Annotated in this window: 15 protein-coding genes and 1 tRNA gene; 12 read left to right on the top strand and 4 right to left on the bottom strand. The window is 69.8% G+C overall.

Going from position 1 to position 16,750, the window contains the following annotated elements; genetic code table 11:
* Positions 1-30: 30 nt before the first annotated feature.
* The 5 genes from rsmA (at position 31) to F8566_RS32485 (ending at position 5,933) form a co-directional block, all read left to right on the top strand.
* The gene (gene rsmA, locus F8566_RS32510; RefSeq protein WP_151565679.1) at positions 31-1,140 is read left to right on the top strand and encodes a 16S rRNA (adenine(1518)-N(6)/adenine(1519)-N(6))-dimethyltransferase RsmA; all 1,110 of its coding nucleotides are present in this window, start codon (positions 31-33) and stop codon (positions 1,138-1,140) included.
* Positions 1,070-2,152, top strand: a complete 1,083-nt coding sequence (locus F8566_RS32505) for a glycoside hydrolase family 26 protein (RefSeq protein WP_225993725.1) — start codon at positions 1,070-1,072, stop codon at positions 2,150-2,152. Before rsmA ends, F8566_RS32505 begins: the two co-directional genes overlap by 71 nt.
* 57 nt (positions 2,153-2,209) lie before the next feature.
* On the top strand, positions 2,210-3,130 hold the full coding sequence (locus F8566_RS32500; RefSeq protein ID WP_225993724.1) for a 4-(cytidine 5'-diphospho)-2-C-methyl-D-erythritol kinase: 921 nt from the start codon (positions 2,210-2,212) through the stop codon (positions 3,128-3,130).
* A 59-nt stretch (positions 3,131-3,189) separates the two neighbouring features.
* Positions 3,190-3,684: a hypothetical protein gene (locus F8566_RS50250; RefSeq protein WP_192809969.1), complete on the top strand. Its 495-nt coding sequence runs from the start codon at positions 3,190-3,192 to the stop codon at positions 3,682-3,684.
* A 467-nt stretch (positions 3,685-4,151) separates the two neighbouring features.
* On the top strand, positions 4,152-5,933 hold the full coding sequence (locus F8566_RS32485) for an ABC-F family ATP-binding cassette domain-containing protein (RefSeq protein ID WP_151565676.1): 1,782 nt from the start codon (positions 4,152-4,154) through the stop codon (positions 5,931-5,933).
* 1 nt (position 5,934) lies between these two features.
* Here F8566_RS32485 and F8566_RS32480 read toward each other — a convergent pair whose 3' ends face one another.
* Positions 5,935-6,435 carry a MarR family winged helix-turn-helix transcriptional regulator gene (locus tag F8566_RS32480; RefSeq protein WP_151565675.1) on the bottom strand — a complete coding sequence of 167 codons (501 nt, stop codon included), beginning with the start codon at positions 6,433-6,435 and terminating at the stop codon, positions 5,935-5,937.
* Between the two features lie 77 nt (positions 6,436-6,512).
* Between F8566_RS32480 and F8566_RS32475 the strand changes: the two genes are divergently transcribed.
* A complete protein-coding gene (locus F8566_RS32475; RefSeq protein ID WP_151565674.1) occupies positions 6,513-7,298 on the top strand; it encodes a trans-aconitate 2-methyltransferase in 786 nt (261 codons plus the stop codon).
* A gap of 199 nt (positions 7,299-7,497) precedes the next feature.
* On the opposite strand, the gene F8566_RS32470 is transcribed toward F8566_RS32475, so the two are convergent.
* The 3 genes from F8566_RS32470 to F8566_RS32460 form a co-directional block, all read right to left on the bottom strand.
* On the bottom strand, positions 7,498-7,815 hold the full coding sequence (locus tag F8566_RS32470) for a hypothetical protein (RefSeq protein WP_151565673.1): 318 nt from the start codon (positions 7,813-7,815) through the stop codon (positions 7,498-7,500).
* 120 nt (positions 7,816-7,935) lie between these two features.
* Positions 7,936-8,745, bottom strand: a complete 810-nt coding sequence (locus tag F8566_RS32465) for a TetR/AcrR family transcriptional regulator (protein WP_151565672.1) — start codon at positions 8,743-8,745, stop codon at positions 7,936-7,938.
* A gap of 17 nt (positions 8,746-8,762) precedes the next feature.
* Entirely contained in the window at positions 8,763-9,719 is a 957-nt protein-coding gene (locus F8566_RS32460; protein ID WP_151565671.1) for an acyl-CoA desaturase, read from the bottom strand.
* Between the two features lie 486 nt (positions 9,720-10,205).
* Between F8566_RS32460 and F8566_RS32455 the strand changes: the two genes are divergently transcribed.
* From F8566_RS32455 to F8566_RS32430, 6 genes are all read left to right on the top strand, one after another.
* Positions 10,206-10,280 (top strand) — tRNA-Gln (locus tag F8566_RS32455).
* 185 nt (positions 10,281-10,465) lie between these two features.
* On the top strand, positions 10,466-11,986 hold the full coding sequence (gene glmU / locus F8566_RS32450; protein WP_225993712.1) for a bifunctional UDP-N-acetylglucosamine diphosphorylase/glucosamine-1-phosphate N-acetyltransferase GlmU: 1,521 nt from the start codon (positions 10,466-10,468) through the stop codon (positions 11,984-11,986).
* 183 nt (positions 11,987-12,169) lie between these two features.
* Positions 12,170-13,150, top strand: coding sequence for a ribose-phosphate diphosphokinase (locus F8566_RS32445; RefSeq protein ID WP_151565669.1), 981 nt, complete (start codon positions 12,170-12,172; stop codon positions 13,148-13,150).
* A gap of 392 nt (positions 13,151-13,542) precedes the next feature.
* A complete protein-coding gene (locus F8566_RS32440) occupies positions 13,543-14,166 on the top strand; it encodes a 50S ribosomal protein L25/general stress protein Ctc (protein WP_151565668.1) in 624 nt (207 codons plus the stop codon).
* A 161-nt stretch (positions 14,167-14,327) separates the two neighbouring features.
* Positions 14,328-14,903, top strand: a complete 576-nt coding sequence (gene pth, locus F8566_RS32435; RefSeq protein ID WP_151565667.1) for an aminoacyl-tRNA hydrolase — start codon at positions 14,328-14,330, stop codon at positions 14,901-14,903.
* 272 nt (positions 14,904-15,175) lie between these two features.
* Positions 15,176-16,690, top strand: coding sequence for a sugar transferase (locus F8566_RS32430; RefSeq protein ID WP_151565666.1), 1,515 nt, complete (start codon positions 15,176-15,178; stop codon positions 16,688-16,690).
* Positions 16,691-16,750 lie beyond the last annotated feature (60 nt).

The raw sequence follows: 16,750 nt of genomic DNA, 5'->3' as shown, positions 1-16,750 counted from the left end.
TCGGCCACGGGGACCTGAGAGACTGATCAGGTGGGGGACACAAGGGACACGGACGCGCTGCTCGGACCCGCGGACGTGCGCGAGCTGGCCGGACGACTCGGCATCAGGCCGACCAAGACGCTCGGGCAGAACTTCGTCATCGACGCCAACACCGTCCGCCGGATCGTCCGCGCCGCAGAGCTGACACCGGAAGACGTGGTGATCGAGGTGGGTCCCGGCCTGGGGTCGCTCACCCTGGCGCTCCTCCCGGAAGTACGCCGCGTGACCGCCGTCGAGATCGACCCGGCGCTGGCCGCGGCACTCCCCGAGACCGTCGCCCGGCGCGCCCCCGAACTCGCCGCCCGCCTGGAAGTGGTCCAGGCCGATGCCCTCCGGATCACTGCCGCGTCCGGGACCGCCGAGTCCGGGACCGCCGCGTCCAGAACCACTGTGCCCAAGCGGGGCGGCCGGGGCTCCGCGCGGGGTGAGGCGGTGGTGTTGCCGGGGCCGGAGCCGACGGCGCTGGTGGCCAATCTGCCCTACAACGTGGCGGTTCCGGTCGTTCTGCATCTGCTGGCCGAGTTGCCGTCGCTCCAGCGCGTCCTGGTGATGGTGCAGGCCGAGGTCGCCGACCGGATGGTCGCGGCGCCCGGCAGCAAGATCTATGGCGTGCCGTCGGTGAAGCTGGCGTGGTACGGCGACGCGCGACGGGCCGGACCGGTGGGACGCGCGGTGTTCTGGCCGGCGCCGAACGTGGATTCGGGCCTGGTCGCGTTCACGCGCCGGGAGCCCCCCGCCACGACGGCGAGCCGGGAGGAGGTGTTCGCCGTGGTCGACGCCGCGTTCGCCCAGCGCCGGAAGACGCTGCGCGCCGCGCTGGCGGGCTGGGCGGGCTCCGCGGCCGAGGCCGAACGGGCGCTGCGCGCCGCAGGGCTTGATCCCCGGACTCGTGGCGAGACTCTGGACGTGGCCGCATTCGCCTGCCTTGCCCAGTATGGTCCTGGGGGCGCTAAGGATCAGAATGAGGCGGAGGAGCATGGTGAAGGCGCGCTCGCGGGCGACCAAGGTGACGGCGCCCGCGACGAAGGCGATGATGCCCGCGGTGACGGCGCTGGGCGGGATGGCCGTGGTGGGCGCCCTGGTGGGGGCCGGGTGCAGTGAGGACAGCACCGCGACACCGAAGATCACGGTGACGGCGCGGGCCGGGGTGGCCCCGACACCGCCGGCCCAGGGCGCGTACTTCGGTGCCTGGGTCCCGCCGCTCCTCGGGCCCGCGTACGCCACGCCGACCAAGCGCCCGTCCGCCAAGGCCTCGCCGTCCACCACCGGCTCCCCGGAGCCGGACGAGCTCGAGGCCAAGGACGGCATGACCGCGCTGACCGGCTTCGAGCGCGATCTCGGCCGCCGGGTGGACATCGTGCAGAGCTACCTCGGCTGGAAGACCGACTTTCCCCGCAAGGTCGACACCGCCCTGCTCGAAGGCGGCGACCGGACCATGCTGCTCACCTGGTCGGGCACGGACACCCGCGAGATCGTGACCGGCAAGCACGACGCGCTCATCCGCGAGCGGGCCCGAGCGATCAAGAACACCGGCAAGCCGATCTTCCTGCGCTGGCAGCGCGACATGGACAAGACGAGCCTGCGGACCAAGGTCCACTCGCCGGAGGCCTTCATCGCGGCCTGGAAGCATCTGCGCACGATCTTCAAGCGCGAGAAGGTCGACAACGTCGCATGGGTCTGGTGCCCCACGGCCCGCGGCTTCACCTCGCGCGGCGCGCAGCCGTTCTATCCGGGCGACGACCAGGTCGACTGGATCTGCGTGGACGCCCAGCCCGGCGGCGACTTCGAGTACCGGGACATGTCCGAGACGCTGAAGATCTTCATGGAGTGGGTCCGGGAACATCCCAAGCCCGTCATGGTCGCGGAGTTCGGCGTGCCGCAGTCGTACGGCACCCGCCGGGCGGAGTGGCTCCGCAAGGCCGCGCAGACCCTGCAGAACCCGCAGATCAAGGCCGTGGTCTACTTCAACTCCAACGAGCAGGCCCAGGAGCAGCGCGACCGGCGCCGCAAGTACGAGGTGACCGGCGACCGCGCCGCCGTCTCGGCGCTGCGCGAGTTCGCCACCACCCCCTACTTCAACCCCCGCAACCTCCCGGTCACCAGCGGCGGCTGAGCGCCCCGTTTCGGCCATCCGGCGTCCGGTCCCGTACGCTTCGGTCTCGTGACAGCTGTGACCGTGCGCGTGCCCGCGAAGGTCAACCTCCAGCTCAGTGTGGGGCCGCTTCGCGACGACGGGTACCACGACCTCGTCAACGTCTTCCACGCCGTCTCGCTCTTCGACGAGGTGACGGCCGTTCCGGCGGACGGGCTCGCGCTGACCGTCGAGACCGCACGCGGCTCCCTGGTGGCGGTCGACGGAGTGCCGACCGACGGCGGCAACCTGGCCGCCCGCGCGGCCGTGCTCGTCGCCGACCGGCTCGGTGTGGAGCCCGCGGTGGCGATCCGCATCCGCAAGGCCATCCCCGTCGCCGGCGGCATGGCGGGCGGCAGCGCGGACGCCGCGGCCGCCCTGCTGGCCTGTGCGCGCCTGTGGGATTCCCCGGACGAACCCCTGCTGAGCCGCGACGATCTCATGGAGCTCGGCGCCGGCCTGGGCAGCGACGTGCCGTTCGCGCTGCTCGGCGGTACGGCGATCGGGATCGGCCGAGGGGAGCAGCTGACCCCCGCGCTCGCCCGGGGCACGTTCCATTGGGTCTTCGCGACCGCCGACGGCGGTCTGTCCACCCCGGCCGTCTACGCGGAGTGCGACCGCCTGCGTGACGCGCAGGGCGAGGAGGCACCCTGGCCGGAGGTGTCCGAGGAGTTGATGGCCGCCCTCGCCACGGGCGACGCCAAGGCCCTCGGCGCCGCCCTGAGCAACGATCTCCAGGACGCCGCGCTGGTCCTGCGCCCCTCGCTGAGCCGGACCCTCACCGCCGGCCAGGACGCCGGCGCGATCGGCGCGCTGGTGTCCGGGTCCGGCCCCACCTGCGCCTTCCTCGCCGAGAACGTGGAGCACGCGGCCGACTTGGCGGCCGTCCTGGCCGGTGAGGGCGTGGCCAAGTCCGTCGTCCGAGCCAGTGGCCCCGTCCCCGGAGCCACCGTCATGTGACCCTCGGGCGCGACGGTCGCGCACCGGTCATGAAGAACCCCCGACAGTGAGGTGGACCCATGGGTTATGTCGCGCTCCTCATCGTTCTTGCCCTTCTCGTCGTGATCATCGCTGGAGTCGGCGTGCTCATCGCCGTCGTCAAGTCCTCCAAGCGCACCTCGGGGCCCTACCGCCCGCCCGGCCATGGCCCCGTACAGCAGGGCCATGGCCAGCCGCAGCTGGGTCAGGGCCACCCGCAGCCCGGCTACGCCTCGCCGCAGCCCGGGTACGGTCACCCGCAGGCCGGTGGGCACCCGCAGCCCGGATATGGGCACCCACAGCCCGGACATGGGCAGAGCCCCTACGACGCAGGGAACCCGTACGACGCCCCGTACAACCACGGCGGCCACCACCCTTCACCGGGGAGCAACGATCCGTACGGCGGCGCCTCCAGCTACGACAGCGGCGGTTCATCGAGTTACGGCGGTTCATCGAGTTACGACAGTGGCGGCTCGTCGTCTTCGAGCTCGGACGGCGGTGGCGGTTCGAGCGGGGGCGGTTCCTCCAGCGACTGAGATCCGCCGGCCCTCCGGCCCCTGAACCACCTCGACCGCACGTGCGTCCTATGAGCACTGACGCGGCGGGCGGGCCGCCGCGCCGGAGGGAGGCCGCTGTGTTTGGCTTCGTCGTATTCGTCGTGAGCGCCCTGGTCGTACTGGTGCTCATCGGTCTGGCCATGACCAGCAACCGCAGCGGCAAAGGCGCCGGTGCTGCCGGCCGGCGCCGAGGCAGGGGCAGAGGCCTTGGCAGCAGCGGCGCTGGCGGCGGCTATTTCGGCGCCGGTGGCGGTGACACGGGCGGTCACCACTCCTGCAGTGGGGGAGGCTCGTCCTGCGGTGGTGGTGGCGGAGGCTGCGGCGGCGGTGGCGGCGGCTGACCACTCAGGCAGCCGGTCTCCCGGGCGCGGCGAGCAGCGATCGCGCCTCGGGGGACGGGTTGCTCGTACGGGGTGCGGCCGGCGGGCACTAGCCTTGATGGCGTCGTGAACCTCATCAATGTTGAGAATGTCAGTAAGGCCTACGGGCCTGCACCGCTGCTCGACTCGGTGTCCCTCGGGCTGGACGCCGGCGACCGCATCGGCGTCGTCGGCCGGAACGGCGGCGGCAAGAGCACGCTGGTGTCCATCCTCGCCCGCCAGACCGAGCCCGACAGCGGCCGCGTGACCCACACCGGCGGGCTGCGGCTCGGTTTCCTCACCCAGCGGGACGAGTTCCCCGACGGGGCGACCGTGCGTTCGATCGTTCTCGGCGACCGGCCCGAGCACGAGTGGGCCGGCGACACCCGGATCCGCGACATCCTCGGCGGGCTCCTCACCGATCTCGACCTGGACGCGCCGCTGGCCGGGATGTCGGGCGGCGAGCGGCGCCGGATCGCGCTGGCCCGGCTGCTGGTGCCCGAGTCCGACCTGCTGATCCTCGACGAGCCGACCAACCATCTGGACATCGAGGCCATCGACTGGCTGGCGCGGCATCTGAAGGAGCGCAGGGTCGCGCTGCTCGTCGTCACCCACGACCGGTGGTTCCTGGACGAGGTGACGGACCGTACGTGGGAGGTCGTCGACGGCGGGGTCGAGCGGTACGAGGGCGGCTACTCCGCCTATGTGCTGGCCAAGGCCGAGCGTTCCCGCATCGCAGCCGCCACCGAGGCCAAGCGGCAGAACCTCCTCCGCAAGGAGCTGGCCTGGCTGCGCCGCGGCCCGCAGGCCCGGACGTCCAAGCCCAAGTTCCGGGTCGACGCCGCCCAGGCGCTGATCGCCGACGAGCCGCCCCTCCGCGACTCGGTCGAGCTGACGCGTTTCGCGACGGCCCGGCTCGGCAAGACGGTGTTCGACCTGGAGCACGTGGACGTCGAGGTCGGCGGCCGGCACATCTTCGAGAACCTCACCTGGCAGCTCGGACCCGGTGACCGGATCGGCCTCGTCGGCGTGAACGGCAGCGGCAAGAGCACCCTGCTCCGCCTGCTCGACGGTGCCGTCACCCCGTCCGCCGGCAAGATCGTCCGTGGGAAGACCGTCCAGCTGGCACATCTGTCGCAGAATCTCGAAGACCTCGATCCGTCCCGCCGCGTGCTGGAGTCGGTGGAGGAGATCCGCCGCCGCATCACGGTCGGCAAGCGTGACTGGACCGCCAGCCAGCTGCTCGAACGCCTCGGCTTCCGCAGCGACCGCCAGTGGACGCCCATCGGTGAGCTGTCAGGCGGCGAACGGCGGCGCCTGCAGGTGCTCCGGCTCCTCATGGCGGAGCCGAACGTCTTCCTGCTGGACGAGCCGACCAACGACCTCGACATCGAGACGCTGACCGAGCTGGAGGACCTCCTCGACGGCTGGCCGGGCACTCTCGTCGTGGTGAGCCACGACCGTTACTTCCTGGAGCGTGTCACCGACCGCGTCGCCGCACTTCTCGGCGACGGCCGCGTCTCGATGCTGCCGGGTGGCGTGGACGAGTACCTGGACCGCCGACGTAGCGGTACCGCCGTCAAACCCGGCCAGGCGGCGGCGCCGGCGCAGGCACCGCGAGCAGCGGCCCCCGCGGCCAAGCAGGGCAAGGGCGGCGGCCAGGACTGGAAGGCCCGAAAGGAGCTCGACAAGCTCGAACGCCGGCTCGAAAAGCTGGGCAGGCAAGAGGCGGAGCTGCACGAGCGCCTGGCCGAGCACGCCACCGACTACGAGAAGCTCCAGCAGCTGAACGCGCAGCTCAAGGACATCCAGAACGAGGCGGCACAGGTCGAGGAGGAGTGGCTCCTGCTGGCCGAAGACCTCGGCTGACTCAGAGGCCGTCGGGGCTGTCGAAGGGGACGAGCAGGGTCCGCAGCAACCCGGCGAGGGACTCGCGTTCGGCGGCGCTGAGGCTGTCGAGAATGTCGTGCTCGCGCCGCAGGAGATCGGCGAACGCCGCGTCCACCCGGGTCTGACCGGCATCGGTGAGCCGCACTAGGACGCCGCGCTTGTCCCCAGGGTCCGGGTGCCGTTCCACCAGCCCGGCCGCGGCGAGGCGGTCGATCCGGTTGGTCATGGTGCCGGACGTCACCAGGGTCGCGCGCAGCAACCGGCCGGGGCTGAGCTCGTAGGGCGTCCCGGCCCGGCGCAGCGCGGTCAGCACGTCGAACTCCCACGGCTCCAGATCATGGGCGGCGAACACCGCGCGCCGGGCACGGTCCAGATGCCTGGCGAGCCTGGAGATCCGGCTGAGGACGTGCAGGGGCTGGACGTCGAGGTCCGGCCGCTCCGTGTGCCATGCCTCGACCAGCCGATCGACCTCATCCTGCATGCGCGACAGCCTACCTGTCTTGATATCGAGAAGACTTTCTTGACATCAAGATAGAGTCGGGGCCATGATGTCTCTTGATGTCGAGACAAGCAGGCGCCGTCTGGGACCCCGTGCAGTACGGGGTTTTCGCCGACGAACGCGCACGGCCGTTCGCCGAGTTGCTCGCCCGGGTGGACCTTGAGGCCCCCGGCCACATCGTCGACCTCGGCTGCGGCAGCGGCGAGCTGACCGCATCCCTCCTCCGCCGCTGGCCCGGCGCCCGGATAGAGGCGCTCGACTCCTCACCCGAAATGATCGCTGCGGCCCGGGGCATCCCTGGCAAGCTCACCTTTTCCGTGGGTGATGTCACCACCTGGCGACCGGAACGACCCGTCGACCTGATCATCTCCAACGCCGTCCTGCAGTGGGTGCCGACCCACCAGGACCTGCTCCCGCGCTGGATCGAGGCGCTGGCTCCAGGCGGCCGGCTGGCCTTCCAGGTGCCCGGCAACTTCGACGCCCCCAGTCATGCCCTCCTCCGCGAGGTCTGCGAGTCTCCGCGCTGGCAGGCCAAACTGGGTGACGCCCTCCGCCGGGATCCGGTCCTGGACCCGTCGGGCTATCTCGACCTCCTGTCCCGCCACGGCTGCACGGTCGACGCGTGGGAGACCACCTACGCCCAGCTCCTCAAGGGCGACGACCCGGTCCTCGAATGGGTCAAGGGCACCGCCCTCCGACCCGTCCTCACGAGGCTCGACCCTGCCGAGACCACCGCGTTGCTGGCCGAGTACGGAGCACGCCTCCGCGAGGCGTATCCGCCGGCCCCGTACGGCACCGTCTTCCCCTTCCGGCGCATCTTCGTCGTCGCCGGCGGAGGTCCATAGATGCCCATGGACACCGCCTATGGGCAAGGTGCCGCCCCCATGGACAGGGTGCCGCCCGCTGCGCGAGAGAAGCCAATCGTTCCCCTGCGGTGTGCCCTCTCGCGCAGCGGGCGGCGTCCATTGCCCCGGCGTCGCGACCCGAGCCGGTGACCCCGGCCGGTGGCCGCCCGGGAAGAACTCCGGACGGCCACCGGCTCACTCATCCGAACCCGAAACCCGCACCCCTTCCGAGGCCCGGGCCCGGCCCTGGGCGGCCGCGCGGGCAGGCCGACAGTGTCTCGGCCTCCCATTCGACGAGGGTGTGGTGGAGGCGGTAGAGGACGCGGCGCAGCTCGTCGACGTGGTCGGACTGGCGGGTCGCGTTGCGAAAGGCGTTGGGATCCGCGCGGCGGGCGTCGTCGTAGATCCAGAGCGACTCATCGAGGTCGCAGAGGAGGTCCAGGGCGCAGTCGTCGGCCGGGGAGTCGCGGTCGGCCAGGGAGTCCCGGCCGGCCTGGGGGTCGCGGCGGGCGATCATGGGGTGGTGCCCGGAGGGTGTAAGGCGCAGGGCGTTGACGGGTCCATCGGCTTCCTCCTTCTCGGGGGTGGGACCGAGATTAGAGGAGGGGTGTGACAGTTCGTCGATGGACCGTCACGCTCAGTAGGTTGCTTCGTCGATCCGCTCGGGGAGGTCCTCGTCGGCCGGGCGGCCCTTCCGCTGGGCCTTGGCGGCGGCCTTCTCCTCCTTCGCGGCCTCCTTGGCGGCCGCCTTCTCTTCCTTGGCCGCCTCCTTGGCGGCGCGCGACTTCATGCGTTCGAGCTCTTTGCGGCGGCGCCTGGGGTCGAGGGACGGGCGGGGCTCCAGCCCGGACAGGCCGTTCCAGGCGAGGTTCACCATGTGGGCGGCGACCTCTTCCCGTTTGGGCTTGCGCGCGTCCAGCCACCACTGGCCGGTGAGGGCGACCATGCCGACCAGCATCTGGGCGTACATGGGCGCGAACTTCTCGTCGTAGTCATGGCGGTCGAGCTCCTGTGCCATGACGTGCTCGACCTCGCCGGCGATCTCGGAGAGGAGGCTGGCGAAGCTGCCCGTGCCCGTGCCGCCGTGCGAGTCGCGGACGATGATGCGGAAGCCGTCGGGGTTCTCCTCGATGTACTCCAGGAGCGCCAGGGCCGCCTTTTCGAGCTTGCCGCGGTAGTGGACCGCGGAGTTGAGCGCCTCGGTGATCAGGCCGAGGAGCCGCTCGAACTCGCGGTCGACGACGACGGCGTAGAGCCCCTCCTTGCCGCCGAAGTGCTCGTACACCACGGGCTTGGAGACACCCGCCGCGGCGGCGATCTCCTCTACCGAGGTGCCGTCCAACCCCCGCTCGGCGAACAGCGTGCGGCCGATGTTCAGCAGCTGCTCGCGTCGTTCCTTGCCGGTCATGCGCTTCCTACGTGACCGTGGCGGGGCGGGTTCAGTCATGGGATCAATTGTGACGCTCACGCGGCGACGTTCGTACGCTTGCTGGCGAGACGCTCGGAATTCGGCCACCGGACATCGTGTGCCCAGCCCGCCTTCTCGAAGGTCCAGATGATCCGGGCGCTGATGTCGATCTGGCCCTTCAGCACGCCGTGCCGAGCGCACGTCGGGTCGGAGTGGTGCAGGTTGTGCCACGACTCGCCCAGCGACGGGATCGCCAGCCACCAGACGTTGCGGGACTTGTCGCGCACCTCGAAGTGCTCCTTGCCGAACGTGTGGCAGATCGAGTTGATCGACCAGGTGACGTGGTGCACGAGGGTGATGCGGACCAGGCCGGCCCAGAACAGCGCGGTGAGGGCGCCCTGCCAGGACATGGTCAGCAGGCCGCCGAGGACGGTGGGGAGGAGGAACGAGACCGCGACCAGGCCGGGGAACCACTTGTGGATGCGGACGATGTCCTTGTCGTTCAGCAGGTCCTTGGCGAACCGCTCCTTGGAGGTGCGGTTGCCGTCGAAGAGCCAGCCGTAGTGGGCCCAGACGAGGCCCTTGGTCAGGGCCTTCCAGTCGTTGCCGAAACGCCACGGCGAGTGCGGGTCGAACTCCTTGTCGGAGTGCTTGTGGTGGCGGCGGTGGTCGGCGACCCAGGTGATCACCGGGCCCTCCATGGCCAGGCCGCCGGCGAGCGCCATGAAGATCTTCAGACCGCGGTTGGCCTTGAACGAGCTGTGCGTGAAGTAGCGGTGGTAGCCGACCGTGATGCCGGCGGCGGAGACGAAGTAGAACACCGCCATGAGAGCGAGGTCGGTCCAGCCGAGGAACCGGCCCCAGGCCAGCGGGATCCCGGCGATGAGGGCGATGAACGGGACACCAGTGAAGACCCCGACGAGGACCCGCTCGGAAACGCTGGTCGGCTCGGGCTCGATCTCCGGGCGCGCTGGCCGACTTGTCGAGGGTTCAAGGACGGGGGCTGTAGTCATGTGTCACCACTTCTTCCTGCGGATGAGGCTTACCTACGCTAACGTAACCTACGCAACCGTAAGTTGGACAGTGTCAGAACGTAAAATCAGTGGGAGTCCGTCCCAGGGGGCTCAGAGCTCACTTGCGAGTCAGATGCATCTCACCTCGCCGAGAGCCAGCCGTGTGACCTGCCGCACGACGTCCTTGGATCGGCACGTCGAAAGCCTCCGCGCGATGCTTCTCCCAGCATCAACGCTCCAGGCTTGACAATCGTTCGCTGTACGCACTTTCTGTGTGACCAGGTCTTCCTCTTTTGTGATGCTTGCTCGATTGAGGCCGTCCTAAACAGCCGCCCGAATCGATCAGAAGGCCCCGTGGAGGACTCGGACGGGGGTGGGTGGCCTCGGGCCGGGGGCCGCTGCGGGCAATAGAGGTGAAGGCTGCGTCGTCGGCTCGGTATCGTTGAGCCCGACAGATCGACCATGCGGCTGGTCTGTCGTCTTCGATCCGGCGTGGTGTAATTGGCAGCACAAGGGTTTTTGGTGCCCTTAGACAAGGTTCGAGTCCTTGCGCCGGAGCCATCCTGTTCGCCGGATGCTGCCTGGTGGGTGACAAGGCGGAGCTGGGCGGTATCCTTCGGATGTCGGGCGAGTTACGGCCTGCCGTCCCTTCATCGCAGCAGGTAGACAGCAGGTTGGACCCCGGGGTCAGGACACCGGGCCTCGCCCGTGACCGATCCAGTCCGCGACGCCGAGGAGACTCCCCTGTGAGTGTCGGCCGTGCAGGGAGCTGGGCGAGCCGCCCGGCCGCCGTCATCGTCCTCGCCGCAGGCGAGGGCACCCGGATGAAATCCCGCACTTCCAAGGTCCTGCACGAGCTGTGCGGCCGCACCATGCTCGGCCACGTCCTGGCCGCGGCCGGGGAGCTCGAACCCGAGCGCACCATCGTGGTGGTGGGGCACCGGCGGGAGCAGGTGGTCGCCCATCTGGAGGGGAACGCCCCGGCCGCCGAGGCGGTCGTGCAGGAACGCCAGGGCGGCACAGGCCATGCCGTACGGATGGTCCTCGAGCAGGTCGGCGAGCTCCGGGGGACCGTCGTCGTCACGAACGGCGATCATCCGCTGCTGCGCGGCGAGACCCTCGGACGCCTCGTTCAGACCCATGAGAACGAGGGCAACGCGGTGACGATCCTCACCACCGAGATGCCCGACGCCACCGGCTACGGCCGGATCCTCCGGGAGGGGGAGGGCGGCGCGGTCACGGCGATCGTGGAGCACAAGGACGCCCACGACGAGCAGCGGGCCATCCGCGAGATCAACGTCGGCATGTACGCGTTCGACGGCGCCCTGCTGGCCGACGCGCTCAAGCGGGTGACGACGGACAACGCCAAGGGTGAGGAATACCTCACCGACGTCGTGGCCATCCTGCGCGGCGACGGCCACCGGGCCGGCGCCTTCCGGGCCGCGGACTGGGTGGAGACCCAGGGCGTGAACGACAAGGTCCAGCTGGCGCAGGCGCGCCGGCAGCTGAACGACCGGATCCTCGAGGCCCACATGCGCGCGGGCGTGACGGTCGTCGACCCGCAGAGCACCTGGATCGACGTGACGGTGACCGCCGACGCGGACGCCGTCGTCCACCCCGGCACCCAGCTGCACGGCCGGACACATCTGGACGAGGGCGCGCAGGTCGGGCCGGGCTGCACGCTGACCGACACCCGCGTGGGCGCCGGGGCGCGCGTGATCAACGCTGTCTGCGACAGCGCCGAGATCGGGCCTGAGGCCTCGGTCGGCCCGTTCGCCTACCTGCGGCCCGGCACCAGGCTGGCGCGCAAGGCCAAGGTCGGCGCGTACGTCGAGACCAAGAACGCCGAGGTGGGCGAGGGCGGCAAGGTCCCGCACCTCACCTATGTGGGGGACGCCACGATCGGGGCCGGGGCCAACATCGGCGCCGGAACGATCTTCGCCAACTACGACGGCGTCAACAAGTTCCACACCGAGATCGGCGAGCACGCCTTCGTGGGCAGCAACTCCGTGCTCGTCGCTCCGGTCACGGTCGAGGACGGCGGTTTCACGGCGGCCGGTTCGACCATCACCAACGACGTGCCGCCCGGGGCGATCGCGGTCGCCCGCGGAAAGCAGCGCAACATCGAGGAGTGGGTCGAGCGCAAGCGCGCCGGCACCCGATTCGCCGAAGCGGCTGCCAAGGCCAAGGCCAAGGCGGGAGCCGAGGCCGACGACGTCAACGACGCCGATGACAAGGGCGACGACAAAGGCGACGACGCCGAATGAACGAGCTCCGGGGGCGCCCGCCCCCGGCAAGTCCGGGAGTGATCCTTCCGGGACAAACGCTCGGAGGACTCCCTCCGGGGCATAAGAGACCACTGCGGGCCGGCCATGGTGCTTCTTCGGCCTGCGGGGAGTGGGGTGAACCCGCGCGATGTGCATAGTTCCGTTGAGGGGGAGTTGTCAGAGGTGAGTGGGATCAAGGCGAGCGGCCAGAAGAAGCTGATGCTCTTCTCCGGCCGGGCCCACCCGGACCTGTCCAAGGAAGTAGCCGACAATCTCGACGTCGAACTCACGCCCACGTCGGCCTACGACTTCGCGAACGGTGAGACGTTCGTGCGGTTCCTGGAGTCGGTCCGTGGCTCCGACGCCTTCGTGATCCAGAGCCACACCGCTCCCATCAACCAATGGATCATGGAGCAGCTGATCATGGTGGACGCGCTCAAGCGCGCGTCGGCCAAGCGGATCACCGTCGTGGCGCCGTTCTTCGGGTACGCCCGGCAGGACAAGAAGCACCGCGGCCGCGAGCCCATCTCGGCCCGGCTCATGGCCGACCTGTTCAAGACCGCGGGCGCCGACCGGCTCATCACGGTCGACCTGCACACCGCGCAGATCCAGGGTTTCTTCGACGGCCCGGTGGACCACCTGTTCGCGCTGGACATCCTGGCCGACCACTTCGAGCAGCGGCTCGACCTGACCCAGGTCACCATGGTCGCGCCCGACGCGGGCCGGGTGCGCGTCACCGAACGCTGGTCCGACCGGCTCGGCGGCGTGCCCATGGCGATCATCCACAAGAAGCGCGACCCCGACGTGGCCAACGAGGTCAAGGTCTTCGACGTCGTCGGTGAGGTCCGGGGCCGTACCTGCGTGATCGTGGACGACATGATCGACACGGGCGGCACCATCGTGAAGGCCGCCGACGCGCTCTTCGACCAGGGCGCCACCAAGGTCGTCGTCGCCGCGACGCACGGCGTGCTCTCGGGTCCCGCCGTCGACCGCCTCAAGAACTCGCGGATCTCCGAGGTCGTCCTCACCGACACCCTGCCGATCCCCGAGGAAAAGCGGTTCGACAAGCTGACCGTCCTGCCGATCGCCCCGCTGGTGGCCCAGGCCATCCACGAGGTCTTCAGCGACGGGTCCGTGACCAGCCTCTTCGGCGGTCACAGCTGAGCCGTTGAGGCCGGCGTTCCGCGCGGGACGCCGGCAGGCGCTCCACGGGACGCCGACCTGAAACAAGCATGTGGAACGCTCCGCACCCTGATGGGCGCGGAGCGTTCCGGCGTTCGGGGCCGGGTCCTGTGTCACAGTTCTACGGCCGGGTGTCCCGGTCCTACGGCCGGTCTCCGCCCCTATGGCGCTTGCTGTTGCGACGATCGGCTAGACTTGGTGAATCCGCGTATGCCCCGGGTCGTTCAGTACGGCTCCGATCGGACTCGCACTCCCCGGGGAACGCAAAGAATCTTCGAGGCGCCTGACGCGTCGAGCACCGCCTGATTCGCTTATGTCCGTAGCGGACGTCCATGACGGACGGCCGTGGATCGCAACAACAAGGAGTTTTCGCCGTGTCCGAGGTACGCATTGCCGCCGAGCCGCGCACCGAGTTCGGTAAGGGTGCCGCGCGGCGCACCCGCCGGGCCGGCAAGGTGCCCGCCGTCCTCTACGGTCACGGCACCGACCCGGAGCACATCTCGCTGCCCGGCCATGACCTGATGCTCGCCCTCAAGACCCCCAACGTGCTGCTGCGCATCGAGGGCCTCGGCGACGGCGCCGAGCTGGCCCTGCCCAAGGACGTGCAGCGCGACCCGATCAAGGGCTTCCTCGAGCATGTCGACCTGCTGCTGGTCAAGAGCGGCGAGAAGGTCACCGTCTCCATCCCGGTCAACGTGACCGGCAACGTCGTCGCCGGCGGCCGCATGGTGCAGGCCGAGGTCGAGATCTCGGTCGAGGCCGAGGCCACCCACATCCCGCAGGGTGTCGACCTCGACATCGAGGGCCTGGAGATCGACAGCCAGGTGCTCGCCAAGGATCTCAAGCTGCCCGCCGGCGCCACCCTGGCCGCCGACGAGGAGCTGCTGATCGTCCAGATCGTCGACGCGACCGTCTCCACCGAGCCGGCCGAGGCCGTCGCCGAAGAGGGCGCCGAAGGCGAAGGCGAGGCCGCCGCCGAAGGCGAGTCCGCCGAGTAACTCCGCCGAATCAACGACGACGCCCGCCGGCCGTCCCTGGCCGGTCTGCCGTCTCTCAGTTCCAGGCGGAACGGCCCCCGGCCCGGTGCTCGCACCGCCGGGGGCCGTTCGGCTGAACGAGGAGCCGGCCGGGTGGGGCCGGCGTGGAGGAGAGAGAGTTCGTGAGCGCTGATCTCTGGCTGGTCGTGGGGCTGGGCAATCCCGGGCCGTCGTATGCCGGAAACCGCCACAACGCGGGCTTCATGGTCCTCGACACGCTGGCTGCGCGTACCGGCGGCAAGTTCAAGGCCCACAAGAGCCGGGCCGAGGTCGTTGAAGGGCGGCTGGCGGGCGCGCGCGCCGTCCTGGCCAAGCCCCGCACGTACATGAACGAGTCGGGCGGTCCGGTGAAGGGCCTCCAGGACTTCTACAAAGTGCCGTTGGAGCGGGTCATCGTCGTCCATGACGAGCTGGACATCCCGTATGGGGCGGTCCGGTTGAAGCAGGGCGGCGGTGACAACGGCCACAACGGGCTGCGCTCGATCACCAAGTCGGTGTCCGCCAAGGACTACCTGCGGGTGCGGTTCGGCGTGGGCCGCCCGCCGGGCCGCATGGACGCCGCGGCCTTTGTGCTCAAGGACTTCTCGGCGACCGAGCGCAAGGAGCTCGACCTCAACGTGGAACGCGCGGCGGACGCGGTCGAGGCCTTGGTCGCCGAGGGGCTCGCGGTCGCCCAGAACACTTTCCACACCACCTGAACGACGGCCGCCGCTGGTCGGAGGCATTTTCGACCAAGACACACTGCCTCGACTGGTCTGGCCGATTCGGGTGCTGAGCGTGGTAATTGGTCCCACATTGCCGGAGTTGTGCTTCTGAAGTGCGGCTTTGCTCTGCGGTTTGGACCCCTGCGATCGTAAGATGCGCAGGAACGAGGTTCGTGGGACATGTGAACCTAGAGTGCCTTTCCGGCGTCTTGCGTGTGTGAGTACACGCATGCGACGCGTGTTGCAGGGTGGTTAGGTAGGCGTTCATGGCCGTCGTTGACAAGCTCCGGGTAGATGCCTCACCCAGAGACCAGCAGCGGCGCGCCCATACCCTGAACTGGACGGGATCGTACCGGCGCCGCGCGATGGGCGTGGACTTTCTCAGCATGCTGCTGGCGGGCGTGGTCGCTTTCGTGCTGCGTTTCCCCGGCACCCCCAACGCCCTCACCGCGCCCTACATCGCACTCACCGTCGCCCTGCCCGTGCTGTGGCTCCTCATCCTGACGATCAGCCGGGCGTACGAGCCGCGCTTCATCGGGGTGGGCTCAGAGGAGTTCCACCGCGTGCTGCGGTCCGGGTTCATCATCACCGCGACCGTGGCGATCGCCGCGTACGCCACCAAGACCGAAGTGGCGCGCGGCTACGTGGTGATGGCGCTGCCGCTGGCCACCGTCCTCAACGTGTTCGCCCGATATCGCCTGCGCAAATGGCTGCATGACCGGCGCTGGAAGGGCGAGTGCATGCGCCGGGTCGTCGCCGTCGGGCACCGGGCGGCGCTCGCCGACCTGATCCGGCTGCTGCGCCAGAAGCGGTACCACGGCATGGACATCGTCGGCGTCTGCTTGCCCCCGGTCCTGTTCGAGAGCGACGACGCGCTGCGGGCGGAGCTGGACGACGACGAGAGCTTCCTGGACGTGAGCAGCGTCGAGGGCGTTCCCGTGCTGGGCGACTTCGGCCAGACGGCGAAGGTCGTCGAGCAGATCGGGGCCGACTCGGTCGCCGTTCTGGCCTGCCCCGAGATGGACGGCCTCGCACTGCGCCGGCTGGCCTGGCAGATCGAGCGCGACGACGTCGAGCTCGTCGTCGCCCCCGCGCTCATGGACGCCGCCGGGCCGCGGATCTCCATCCGCCCGGTCGCCGGGCTGCCACTGCTGCACGTGGAGCATCCGGAGCTCGACGGCGGCCGCAAGTTCCTCAAGAGCATGTTCGACCGTGTCGGCGCGCTGGCCGGGCTGGCCCTCCTCAGCCCGCTGGTGCTCGCGATCGCCGTTGCGATCAAGGTCACCAGCAGCGGTCCGGTGTTGTTCCGCCAGGTGCGGGTCGGCCGCGACGGCAGCGAGTTCACCGTGCTCAAGTTCCGCACGATGGTCGTGGACGCCGAGGCCCGCAAGGTCGACCTGATCGAGCACAACGAGAACGACGGCGTGCTCTTCAAGATGAGGCAGGATCCGCGCATCACCCGGGTCGGCCGCTGGCTGCGCCGCTACTCGCTGGACGAACTGCCCCAGCTGATCAACGTGGCACGCGGCGACATGTCCCTGGTCGGTCCGCGCCCGCCGCTCCCCGAGGAAGTCGCCAAGTACGGGGACGACGTCCGGCGCCGCCTGGTCGTCAAACCCGGCATGACCGGTCTGTGGCAGGTGAGCGGCCGGTCCGACCTCACCTGGGAGGAGTCCGTCCGGCTCGACCTGCGCTACGTGGACAACTGGTCGCTCGCCCTGGATCTCCAGATCATGTGGAAGACCTGGTCCGCCGTTTTTCGCGGCTCCGGCGCCTACTGACGCGGCGACACGCCTGCGCTCCCGCCTCCGCCTGGCGGAAAGGCATGGGGCGGCGACGTG

This window comes from Actinomadura rudentiformis (assembly GCF_008923185.1).
Lineage (GTDB): Bacteria > Actinomycetota > Actinomycetes > Streptosporangiales > Streptosporangiaceae > Spirillospora > Spirillospora rudentiformis.
This window is presented reverse-complemented; position numbering and strand designations above follow the sequence as displayed.